The organism is Streptomyces sp. NPDC055013 (assembly GCF_053608645.1).
In genome coordinates, this window is sequence record NZ_JBSGVW010000011.1 from 232,674 (window position 1) to 244,166 (window position 11,493).

Annotated in this window: 9 protein-coding genes; 8 read left to right on the forward strand and 1 reads right to left on the reverse strand. The window is 69.9% G+C overall.

Annotation, left to right across the window (positions count from 1 at the left end):
- Positions 1 to 34 precede the first annotated feature (34 nt).
- The gene (locus ACWGDB_RS17200) at positions 35 to 220 is read right to left on the reverse strand and encodes a hypothetical protein (RefSeq protein ID WP_453823189.1); all 186 of its coding nucleotides are present in this window, start codon (positions 218 to 220) and stop codon (positions 35 to 37) included.
- A 599-nt stretch (positions 221 to 819) separates the two neighbouring features.
- Between ACWGDB_RS17200 and ACWGDB_RS17205 the strand changes: the two genes are divergently transcribed.
- From ACWGDB_RS17205 to ACWGDB_RS17240, 8 genes are all read left to right on the forward strand, one after another.
- Positions 820 to 4,650, forward strand: a complete 3,831-nt coding sequence (locus ACWGDB_RS17205) for a nitrate- and nitrite sensing domain-containing protein (protein WP_453823190.1) — start codon at positions 820 to 822, stop codon at positions 4,648 to 4,650.
- Positions 4,651 to 4,659: 9 nt separating this feature from the next.
- Complete coding sequence (locus ACWGDB_RS17210; RefSeq protein ID WP_093910158.1) at positions 4,660 to 5,073, forward strand: roadblock/LC7 domain-containing protein; 414 nt, start codon at positions 4,660 to 4,662, stop codon at positions 5,071 to 5,073.
- A 114-nt stretch (positions 5,074 to 5,187) separates the two neighbouring features.
- On the forward strand, positions 5,188 to 5,586 hold the full coding sequence (locus ACWGDB_RS17215; protein WP_003997626.1) for a DUF742 domain-containing protein: 399 nt from the start codon (positions 5,188 to 5,190) through the stop codon (positions 5,584 to 5,586).
- Complete coding sequence (locus ACWGDB_RS17220; RefSeq protein WP_030051303.1) at positions 5,567 to 6,142, forward strand: GTP-binding protein; 576 nt, start codon at positions 5,567 to 5,569, stop codon at positions 6,140 to 6,142. Before ACWGDB_RS17215 ends, ACWGDB_RS17220 begins: the two co-directional genes overlap by 20 nt.
- A 388-nt stretch (positions 6,143 to 6,530) precedes the next feature.
- Positions 6,531 to 9,779: a sensor histidine kinase gene (locus tag ACWGDB_RS17225; RefSeq protein WP_453823191.1), complete on the forward strand. Its 3,249-nt coding sequence runs from the start codon at positions 6,531 to 6,533 to the stop codon at positions 9,777 to 9,779.
- Between the two features lie 10 nt (positions 9,780 to 9,789).
- A complete protein-coding gene (locus tag ACWGDB_RS17230) occupies positions 9,790 to 10,203 on the forward strand; it encodes a roadblock/LC7 domain-containing protein (RefSeq protein WP_005479603.1) in 414 nt (137 codons plus the stop codon).
- Positions 10,204 to 10,298: 95 nt separating this feature from the next.
- On the forward strand, positions 10,299 to 10,871 hold the full coding sequence (locus ACWGDB_RS17235) for a DUF742 domain-containing protein (RefSeq protein ID WP_328878990.1): 573 nt from the start codon (positions 10,299 to 10,301) through the stop codon (positions 10,869 to 10,871).
- Positions 10,852 to 11,433: a GTP-binding protein gene (locus tag ACWGDB_RS17240; protein WP_026248371.1), complete on the forward strand. Its 582-nt coding sequence runs from the start codon at positions 10,852 to 10,854 to the stop codon at positions 11,431 to 11,433. The genes ACWGDB_RS17235 and ACWGDB_RS17240 overlap by 20 nt, the downstream gene beginning before the upstream one ends.
- The last annotated feature ends 60 nt before the right edge of the window (positions 11,434 to 11,493 follow it).

Below are 11,493 nucleotides of genomic sequence, written 5' to 3' on the forward strand. Positions count from 1 at the left end.
GGGCGCCTTGAATGATCCGGGGCCGGCGCGCGTACTACCGGGCGACGGAGGCCGTGGCGGGGATCTCCATGAGGATGGTGCGCCTGGGGTTCGCGGTCTGCGCCGGGAGGTCGACGGAGTGCTCCTGCTCCGGGGTCTGCAGGGCGTCGGCGTCCTCGAGGTGCGCCAGCGTCGTGCGCCGCGGGTTGGCTATGTTGTGGAACATCATCGTCGTCTTCACGGTTGTACGTGACCTTGTCGTGTTCGGGCGCCGGTGGAGGCAGGGGGCCTCACGCGTGCGCGGGTTGTCAAAGTCTTACATCATGTAAAGCGCGGGCTAAACCCGGTGTTCCCCTCCACAGCCGCGCAGACCCTGTGTTCTGCATGTGAGTTTGCTCACGACTCTGCGCACGAATCGGGCAATTCGGGCCCGCAATTCACCCCCATGAAACGGACATTGCCCCCCTGAAGCCATCATTCCGCTCCTGATCATGGCGACTGGGACACCTCCCGCGCCCGAGCAGCTCGCGGGCAAAAGTCCGATATGGACGGGATAAGTTTCTACGGCAGGTAATCTCGCCATCACGTGGTGTCACGTATGTCACGGCTCGACATACGGGCCTTGTTGGAGATCCGGCACTGTGCTGGAATCTCACGGACCGCCGCAGGATCGAGCCGGCGCACAGGGGGCGCATCGAGCGCCGTGCGGCGGCGAGAAGGGGGAGCCAGCGCCGGTCACTCACGACCATCAGGGAGCGTGTTCAGGACGCTCCCCAATACGCCGACACCGTGTCCGTCCGTTCACGCGGAGGGGCGCCTGGTCCAGAGGTTGCGACGCTAGTGCAGGGACGTTTCAAGAGGGATGGCAGCGCTTCGGCGGAGCCGGAGCACGGCGGGACCGACCGAGGTCCCTCGCCCCAGCACGCCCAGAACCCGGGCCCGGCCGTGTCCGTCGACGGCGGCGAGCGCTCCGGGCGCCCCGCCGTGTCGGCCTCCCCGGGGACGACCGGCGCTTCCACGCCCCCACCGCCGAAGAAGGCCCCCAAGTCCGCCACCGGTCCGGGCGCGCGAATAGCCCTGCGCAACTGGCGCATCTCCACGCGTCTGGTGGCGCTGCTGACGCTCCCGGTGGTCGCGGCCACCTCGCTGGGCGCTCTGCGTATCAGCGACAACATGGACGACATCCAGCAGCTCGACAACATGAAGCTGCTGACGGACATGACCAAGCGGGCCACCGAGCTCGCCGCCGCGCTCCAGGAGGAGCGCGACCAGTCCGCCGGCCCGCTCGCGCACGGCGCGAAGGCGACGGACTACACGGTCAAGGGCTACCGGGACAAGACGGACCGGGCCAGGGACAGCTTCATCGAGGCGTCCGAGGAGATCGACGACAGCAGCAAGGACGGCAACCTCAAGGGCGTCCGTGACAACCTCGTCCAGCTCGTCGGCGACCTGAGCGACATCGCGAAGATCCGCAACACCGCCTACCAGGCCAAGCAGAACTCCACGCAGACCGTGGAGGCCTACCACCGCCTGATCACCAACCTGCTCGGTCTCTCGCAGGACATGGCGGAGGCGACCAGCAACCCGGAGATGATCCAGAGCACGCGTGCCCTGGCGGCCTTCTCCACCGCCAAGGAGTACGCGTCCATCCAGCGCGCCGCCCTCGCCGCCGCGCTGCCCGCGAACAACGACACCGCGGGCCGTCTCTCCGAGAACGACCGGCTCTACGCCGAGTCGGCCCTGACGAGCCAGCGCTCCGAGCTGAAGAGCTTCCGGAGCATCTACGGCATCCAGGGCGCCGCCGACCTGCTGCAGTCGATCGAGAAGGGCAACCCGACGATCACGGCGAGCGACAAGTACGCCACCCGTGCCCTCGGCAACCCGAACGCCCTCGACGACCTGGAGAAGCGCTCCTACAAGGACTGGGTGGACGACAGCACCACCAAGATCCAGCAGATGCGGGCCATCGAGACCACGCTGCTGGAGGACATGGAGCAGAAGGCCCGCGAGCTGCGCAACGAGTCGGAGCGCGAGGCGATCATCTCCGGCGCGCTGATCCTGATCGTGCTCGGTGTCTCGCTGGTCGGCGCCTTCGTGGTGGCCCGCTCCATGATCCGCTCGCTGCGCCGCCTGGAGGAGACCGCCACCAAGGTCGCCCAGGACCGTCTGCCCGAGCTGGTCAAGCAGCTGTCGGAGTCGGACCCGCAGGACGTCGACACCTCCGTCGAGTCGGTCGGTGTGCACTCCCGGGACGAGATCGGCCAGGTGGCCGCGGCCTTCGACGACGTGCACCGCGAGGCGGTCCGCCTCGCCGCCGAGCAGGCCCTGCTGCGGGGCAACGTCAACGCGATGTTCACCAACCTCTCGCGCCGCTCCCAGGGCCTCATCCAGCGCCAGCTCTCGCTGATCTCCGAACTGGAGTCCCGCGAGGCCGACCCGGACCAGCTGTCCTCCCTGTTCAAGCTCGACCACCTCGCGACGCGCATGCGCCGTAACGGTGAGAACCTCCTCGTCCTCGCCGGTGAGGAGCCCGGCCGCCGCTGGACCCGCCCGGTCCCGCTGGTCGACGTGCTCCGCGCCGCCGCGTCCGAGGTGGAGCAGTACGAGCGCATCGAGCTGTCCTCCGTGCCGACCACCGAAGTGGCCGGCCGGGTCGTCAACGACCTCGTGCACCTGCTCGCCGAGCTGCTGGAGAACGCGACGTCGTTCTCCTCCCCGCAGACCAAGGTCAAGGTCACCGGTCACGCGCTGCCCGACGGCCGCGTCCTGATCGAGATCCACGACACCGGCATCGGCCTCTCCCCCGAGGACCTCGCCGCGATCAACGAGCGGCTCGCCTCGCCGCCCACCGTGGACGTCTCCGTCTCCCGCCGCATGGGCCTCTTCGTGGTCGGTCGGCTGTCGCAGCGGCACGGCATCCGCATCCAGCTGCGCCCCTCCGACTCCGGTGGTACGACCGCGCTGGTCATGCTGCCCGTCGATGTCGCCCAGGGCGGCAAGAAGCCCGCTCCGGGCAAGCCCGGCCCGGGCGGTCCCGGTGCCTCCGGTGGCCCGGCCGCAGCGGCGGCCGCCGCCGGTGCGGCTGCCGCCCGTCGTCAGGCCCAGGCCGGCGGCGGCTCCCTCGGCGCGGGCGCGCCGGGTGGCGGTGCGCTCGGTGCCGGTGCGTCCGGCGGTGGCCGGCTCGGTGCCGGTCAGGGACCGCGGGCCGCACTGCCGGGGCGTGACGGTGGCGGACTTCCGGGTGGCCCCGGCGCACCGCGTGGACCCCAGGGTCCGGGCGCGCCGTCGCAGGGCCGACCGGCTCCCGCCGGTGCGGGTGCCGGATTCGGCGGCCAGGCTCCGGGGGCTCCGCAGGGGCTGCAGGCCGCGGGCACGGGTCAGGATCCGTTCAGTGCCGGCCAGGACGCCTTCGGCGGCTCCCGCGGCGGCTCCGGCCGTGAGCAGTCCCGTCCGGGCGGTTCTTCGTCGCAGCAGAACCCGCCCGCCGAGAAGGGCCGTCGTGGCCGTCAGCCGCAGCTGCCGCCGCGCGGTGGCCCGCGTGCCGAGCTGCCGGGCGGCAGCCAGCCCTCGCGCCCCAGCTGGAGCGACGAGAACGCGCAGCCGCCGGTGCCGCGCGCCTCGCTCGACACCCCGCGCGGGCACGACGAGGACTCCGCACAGACCTCCCGTATGCCGCGGATCGACGACCGTCAGGGCGCGGGCTCGGCCTCCGAGTTCCCCCGCCCGGACTTCGACGCCACCTCGCCGGGTTCGTACAACCCGCAGAGCACGGGTCAGTTCGTCCGCTCGGACGTCTTCGGCTCCGCGGGTGCCGGTCAGAACAACGCGTCGCAGACGGGCCAGTACCCCGCCCCGCAGGCCTACGACAACAGCTCGACGGGCCAGCACGCCCTGCCCGACCGCCAGAACCCGGACTCCACCGGACAGTTCCAGCGGCCCCAGGGCAACCCGCAGGGCGGGCAGAACAACGGGTCGCAGACGGGCCAGTACCCCGCCCCGCAGGCCTACGACAACGGCTCCACGGGCCAGCACGCCCTGCCCGGCCGCCAGAACCCGGACTCCACCGGACAGTTCGAGCGGCCGCAGGTCAACGGCACCTACGGCGGCGGTTCCGGCTACGGCACCACGCAGCCCCCGGCCCCGCAGCGTCCGCAGCAGCGGCCCGCGCGGCAGGAGCCCGAGGCGCTGCCGCCGGCCACGGGTCCCGGAGACGGGCGTACCCCGCTGTACGACACGCTGGAGACCAACTGGTTCCACGGCGGTCCGCAGGGGCAGCAGCCCGAGGCGGGCGGCCAGGCTCCGGCCTCCGCTCCGCGGGAACCCCAGGCTTCCGCGGCGCCCCCTCAGCCGTCCTCCGCTCCCCAGCGGAGCGCATCGACCGCCTGGCGCAGCTCGCCGAACGACGACCTCGTCCGGCAAGCGGAACGCGTCCGGCAGCCCGCCGCGGGCGGGGTCACCACCTCCGGCCTGCCGCGCCGGGTCCCCAGGGCGAACCTCGTCCCGGGTACGGCTCAGCAGCAACAGCACCAAGCCGGTCCGCAGGTCTCGCGTGCGCCTGACGACGTACGCGGTCGGCTGACCAATCTCCGTCGGGGTATCGCGCAAGGTCGCCAGGTCAACAACGGCCAGACCGGCAGCTTCCCGAACCCCACTCACCAGCAGGAGCGTTAGTTGAGCCAGATGAGCCAGGCGGCACAGAACCTCAACTGGTTGATCACCAACTTCGTGGACAACACCCCGGGTGTGTCCCACACCGTCGTCGTGTCCGCGGACGGTCTGCTGCTGGCGATGTCGGAGGGCTTCCCGCGCGACCGAGCCGACCAGCTGGCGGCCGTCGCGTCGGGTCTGACCTCACTGACGGCGGGGGCGTCGCGGATCTTCGACGGCGGCAGCGTGGCCCAGACCGTCGTGGAGATGGAACGGGGATTCCTCTTCCTCATGTCCGTCTCGGACGGCTCGTCCCTCGCCGTCCTGGCGCACCCCGAATGCGACATCGGCCTCGTCGGCTACGAGATGGCGCTGCTGGTCGACCGCGCGGGCGCGGTACTCACCCCGGACCTGCGCGCCGAGCTCCAAGGCAGTCTGCTCCACTGATCGCCCCCGGATCCACCCGTCTCACCAAATCACCGTCCGGCCGCCACAATCCCCCCACTGGCCCCTTACCAGACGGCTTGACTGACCGACTTGCTGTCCCAGCCCGGAGGATTCATGACCCCGCCCACCGCCTCTCATGATCCGTACGCGGAGCCGTACGAGGATGAGGGCGACCAGCCGCTGGTTCGTCCGTACGCGATGACCGGGGGCCGGACCCGGCCGCGCTACCAGCTGGCCATCGAGGCTCTGATCAGCACCACGGCCGACCCGGCAGCGCTCATGGGACTCCTCCCGGAGCACCAGCGCATCTGCCACCTGTGCCGTGAGGTGAAGTCGGTCGCCGAGGTGTCCGCGCTCCTCTCCATGCCGCTGGGCGTGGCCAGGATCCTCGTCGCGGACCTCGCGGAGGCCGGCCTGGTCGCCATTCACCAGCCGGGTGGCGACGAGAACAACGGTGGCGCTCCGGACGTGACGCTGCTCGAAAGGGTGCTCAGTGGACTTCGCAAGCTCTGAACCGGGTCGGGCGACCACCTCCGCCAAGATCGTGGTGGCGGGTGGCTTCGGCGTGGGCAAGACCACGTTCGTCGGCGCCGTCTCGGAGATCAACCCGCTGCGCACCGAGGCCGTCATGACGTCCGCGAGCGCGGGCATCGACGACCTCACGCACACCGGGGACAAGACCACCACCACGGTGGCGATGGACTTCGGTCGTATCACCCTCGACCAGGACCTGATCCTGTACCTCTTCGGTACGCCCGGCCAGGACCGCTTCTGGTTCATGTGGGACGACCTGGTGCGCGGCGCCATCGGCGCCGTCGTCCTGGTGGACACCCGCCGTCTCGCCGACTGCTTCCCCGCGGTCGACTACTTCGAGAACAGCGGGCTCCCGTTCGTCATAGCCCTGAACGGCTTCGACGGACACCAGCCCTACACGCCCGACGAGGTGCGCGAGGCGCTGCAGATCGGCCCGGACGCGCCGATCATCACCACTGACGCCCGGCACCGGGCCGATGCCAAGAGCGCGCTGATCACGCTGGTGGAGCACGCCCTGATGGCCCGGCTGCGGTAGCGCAAGTCAGGAGCTTCATACGGCAGTTGTCGTAGATGTACCGGAGCCGGCTGTGGCCTTTGACACGGTCGGCTTCGTTGTTCATAACGTTTCGGCAGAGGAATCGGGTGGTACGGCCACTCGTCGCGGTCAAGCGGTGTCGCTGCGCGCACAAACGCCCCGTCTTTTGACGGGGCTCGCTCTTTATGACCGTTTTATCTAGGGCTTACATCATGCGGAATCCTCGACTTCCACTGTTTGGAAGAGCGCAGGCCGACGTGCTGGAATGCGAGAACTGCCCAATAGTCAAAGACGTACTCAGCGGTACTACGTACTCGATGGCGAACTGGGCTCTGAGACACAGCGGCACATACGTAGGTGCCGACCCCGCCGGAAGGTTGTTGGTCGAGTGAGGCGAAGCAAGAGCAGTCCCGAGCCGTCGGCCCGGGGCAACTTCACCCCGCCGCCGCGCGGAGCGGCGCCCGCCCATGTGCCCGGATCGGAACCAACGGCCACGCCGGCCCCGAGCGGCGGCCGTCTCTCCCCGCGCAACTGGCGCGTGCCGACCCGGCTGAACGCGATCCTGCTCATACCCGTGATGGTCGGCCTCGTCATGGGCGGCTTCCAGGTGAAGAGCTCGATCGACACCTGGCAGGAGGCCGAGGACGCGGAGAACACCGCGCGCCTGGTCGCCGCCGCCCTGACCTACGGCGACGCTCTGCTGGAGGAGCGCGACCAGACCGCCGCGCCCCTGCTGGCGGGCAAGGGCGAGGACGACCCGACGGTCGTCAAGGCCCGCGACATCACCGACAAGGCCGCCGACGCCTTCGACGAGGCCGCCCAGAACATGCCGGACCGGCCCAACCTGGTCCGTCGTCTGGACCGCTTCCGTGAGGTCGAGCCCGACCTGACCAAGCTCCGCGCGGCCGCCTACACGAGCAAGCTCAGGGGCGTGGACACCGAAGAGGGCTACGTCGGGGTCGAGCACCGACTGCTGGAGTTCTCCAACGAGCTGGGCCTCGGCACCGGAAACATCACCAGCTACGGCCGTACGGTCTACGCCATCTCGCTCACCAAGGGCGCGCTCTCGCTGCAGCGCTCCATCGGTATGCACATGCTGACCCAGCCGGGTCCCAAGGCCGACGACCTGGCCAAGCAGCGCGTCGCCCTGTCGTCGTACGCCTACCTGGAGGGCATCGCCATCCAGGAGTACCAGAGCGGTGGCACCGAGGCGGACAACGCCAAGCTGGTGCAGGCCTCGAAGGACATCAAGGCCGAGGGTGCGGCCCTGGCTGCGGCCGCCAAGCAGAAGAACCCGGACTACGTCCCGCCGCCCACCAAGGACAACGCGATGGTCTCGGCCATCGCGCAGCTGTCCTCCACGGACCCCAGTGACCGCCAGGCCCTCGCCGCGCAGGGCGTCACCAGGGACAACTGGTGGGCGGTGAACACCCTCAAGTACAACGCGTACCGCGACATCGAGAACGACCTCGCGAACACCGCGGTGAACGAGGCCTCCGCCATCTCGGACGACGCCAAGCGCGACGCGCTGATCACCGGTGCCGTCGTCGTGGTCGCCCTGCTCGCCGCGTTCATCCTGGCCGGGATGGTCGCCCGCCAGATGAGCCGTGCGATGCGCCAGCTGCGCAACGCCGCCTTCGGTATCGCCGAGCAGCGCCTGCCGATGCTGGTCGACCAGCTTTCGCGCACCGACCCGGGCCGCGTGGACACCCGCGTCCAGCCCATCCCGATCAACACCCGCGACGAGATCGGCGAAGTCGCGCGCGCCTTCGACCAGGTCCACCGCGAGGCCGTCCGGCTCGCCGCCGAGCAGGCCCTGCTGCGGGGCAACATCAACGCGATCTTCACCAACCTGTCGCGGCGCAACCAGTCGCTGATCGAGGGCCAGCTGACCCTGATCACCGACCTGGAGAACAACGAGGCCGACCCGGACCAGCTGGAGAACCTCTTCCGCCTGGACCACCTCGCGACCCGTATGCGCCGCAACGGCGAGAACCTCCTGGTCCTCGCCGGCGAGGAGCCCGGCCGCCGCTGGGACCAGCCGGTCCCCCTCGTCGACGTGCTGCGCGCCGCCTCCTCCGAGGTGGAGCAGTACGAGCGCATCGAGCTGTCGGGCGTCCCCGAGGCCGAGATCCACGGCCGTGCCGTGACCGACCTCGTGCACCTGCTCGCCGAGCTGCTGGAGAACGCGACGACGTTCTCCTCCCCGCAGACCAAGGTTCGCGTGACCGCCACCCGTCTCCCCGACGGTCGGGTCATGATCGAGATCCACGACAAGGGCATCGGCCTCACCGCCGAGGACTTCGCGGACATCAACCACAAGCTGGCCAACCCGCCGACCGTCGACGCCGCGATATCCCAGCGCATGGGCCTGTTCGTGGTCGGCCGGCTGTCCGACCGGCACGGCATCCGCGTCCAGCTGCGCCCCTCCGGCGAGCAGGCCGGCACGACCTCGCTGGTCATGCTGCCCGACGCCATCACGCACGGCGGCGGCGGCGAGCACCAGCCGTCCCAGGACGAGTTCACCGTCTCGCAGATCATCCCGGAGCAGAACTTCCAGGGTGGCGAGAGCTTCGGCCCGCCGATGCGCACGGCCGCCGAGCTGGGCTTCGACGACAGCCGTTACACCGAGGTCCCGGACGACCTGCGCGACCTGGACCCGGTGGGCCGCTCCCTGATGCGCGAGGAGCGCCGCGCGGCCCTGGAGGCCCAGAGCCACGGCCCGGACAACCCCGAGGCGCCCGGGTACGACGACTTCACCGGTCAACCGGCCTACGACGGCCGCAACGGCTTCCCCGAGCAGCCGGCCGGGTACGACCCGCAGCCGTCGTACGAGGAGCAGCGGCAGACGTCGTACGAGGAGCAGCAGCGGTCTGCGTACGAGGAGCCCCAGCGGGCGTCGTACGACGACACGTACTACGCGCCGAACGGTGGCCTGCAGCAGAACGACACCTTCTCGTCCGGCGGCGGCTACCCCGAGACCTCCTATGCGGAGCCGGTACGCGAGGAGCCCGCAGCTCCGAGCGCCCCCGCCTCGGAGTCCTTCCCGGCCTTCGAGCAGCGGCGCCACCAGGACGACTGGCCGCAGCAGAACGGCTACCGCAACGGCTACCAGGACCAGTACGCTCCGGAAACGGAATCTGCGCAGGCCGATGACTCGAACGAGCGCGACCGCGTAGGCTTCGACCGTCCGGGACCGGCCTCCTCCGCCGCCCACGCAATGACCGACGCCGGGCTCCCCCGCCGCGGATCCGGCGCGAGCGGCAGCAACGGCGGACGGCCCGCGCGGCAGGAACCGTCGGCCCCCACGCCGGAGAGCAACGGCGACAGCAGCTGGCGTTCGGCCAACGACGACCGCTGGCAGCAGGCCTCGCAGCTCCGGAAGCCCAAGGCGGGCGGGGTCACCTCCTCCGGCCTGCCGAGGCGGGTTCCCAAGGCCAACCTGGTCGAGGGAGCCGCTGAGACCACCCCCCAGGGAGGTCCACAGATCTCCCGTGCTCCCGAGGACGTCCGGGGCAGGCTGAGCAACCTGCGCCGCGGTGTCCAGCGGGGGCGCAGCGCGGGAAGCGAAACGAACGGCCAGGCCACTAGGAATCACCACAGTGGTCCTGACAGCACCTACAACCAGGAGCGTTAGTGTGAGCCCGATGAGCCAGGCGGCACAGAACCTGAACTGGTTGATCACCAACTTCGTGGACAACACCCCCGGGGTGTCGCACACGGTGGTGGTCTCCGCCGACGGACTCCTTCTGGCGATGTCCGAAGGCTTCCCGCGCGACCGCGCCGACCAGCTCGCGGCCGTCGCCTCCGGTCTGACGTCACTGACGGCAGGCGCCTCCCGCATCTTCGAGGGTGGCAGCGTGAACCAGACGGTTGTGGAGATGGAGCGGGGATTCCTCTTCATCATGTCCGTCTCCGACGGTTCCTCACTCGCAGTTCTCGCACATCCGGAGGCGGACATCGGCCTCATCGGGTACGAGATGGCGCTTCTGGTGGACCGTGCCGGTACGGTCCTGACGCCGGATCTGCGCGCGGAGCTCCAAGGCAGCCTGCTCAACTAACAGACAGTCGGTGCGTTTTGGCGTCCCGTGGCCGTAAGGTTTCGGGACGCGGCTCCACAAGATGGGTGCCAGGCACGGTCGGAGGAGGAGAGAAAGTGGCAACACCCCCAGACGGTTCGTCATCGGGCAACTGGTCGTACGGCCCTGGCCAGGGGCATGGCGACGGTTCCCGGAACCGGTACAACTTCCCCTCCACGCCCAGCCAGCGGCAGCCGTACGCCCCGCAGGGCCCCGGGCCCTCTCCGTACGACCAGCCGCCGGCGCCGCGCATCCAGCCGGTGCAGCCGCAGCGCCGCGCCCCTGAGCCGGCACCCGCCGGGTCGTCGTCCAACCCCTTGGTGCGCCCGTACGCCATGACCGGCGGCCGGACGCGCCCGCGCTACCAGCTCGCCATCGAGGCGCTGGTGCACACCACCGCGCAGCCGCACCAGATGCAGGGCCAGTTGCCCGAGCATCAGCGGATCTGCAACCTCTGCCGTGAGATCAAGTCGGTGGCCGAGGTCTCGGCCCTCCTGACGATCCCTCTCGGCGTGGCCAGGATCCTCGTCGCCGACTTGGCGGAGGCGGGCCTGGTCGCCATCCATCAGCCCGGCGGCGACGAGAACGCCGGCGGCCAGCCAGACGTGACACTGCTCGAAAGGGTGCTCAGTGGACTTCGCAAGCTCTAGCGGCGGTCCTTCCCGCTCCACCACCTCGGCGAAGATCGTGGTGGCGGGTGGCTTCGGCGTGGGCAAGACCACGTTCGTCGGGGCCGTCTCGGAGATCAACCCGCTGCGTACCGAGGCCGTCATGACGTCCGCTTCCGCGGGCATCGACGACCTCACCCACACCGGAGACAAGACGACTACGACGGTCGCCATGGACTTCGGTCGTATCACCCTTGACCAGGACCTGATCCTGTACCTCTTCGGTACGCCCGGCCAAGACCGCTTCTGGTTCATGTGGGACGACCTGGTGCGTGGCGCCATCGGCGCGATCGTCCTGGTGGACACCCGGCGTCTCGCCGACTGCTTCCCCGCGGTCGACTACTTCGAGAACTCGGGTCTGCCCTTCGTGATCGCCCTCAACGGCTTCGACGGCAACCAGCCGTACAACCCGGACGAGGTCCGTGAGGCCCTCCAGATCGGCCCCGACACCCCGATCATCACCACCGACGCCCGGCACCGGGCGGACGCGAAGTCGGCGCTGATCACCCTGGTCGAGCACGCGCTGATGGCACGCCTGCGCTAGCACAGCCGCACGCACGACAGCAGAAGGGGCCCTCTCCGATGCGGAGAGGGCCCCTTCTGC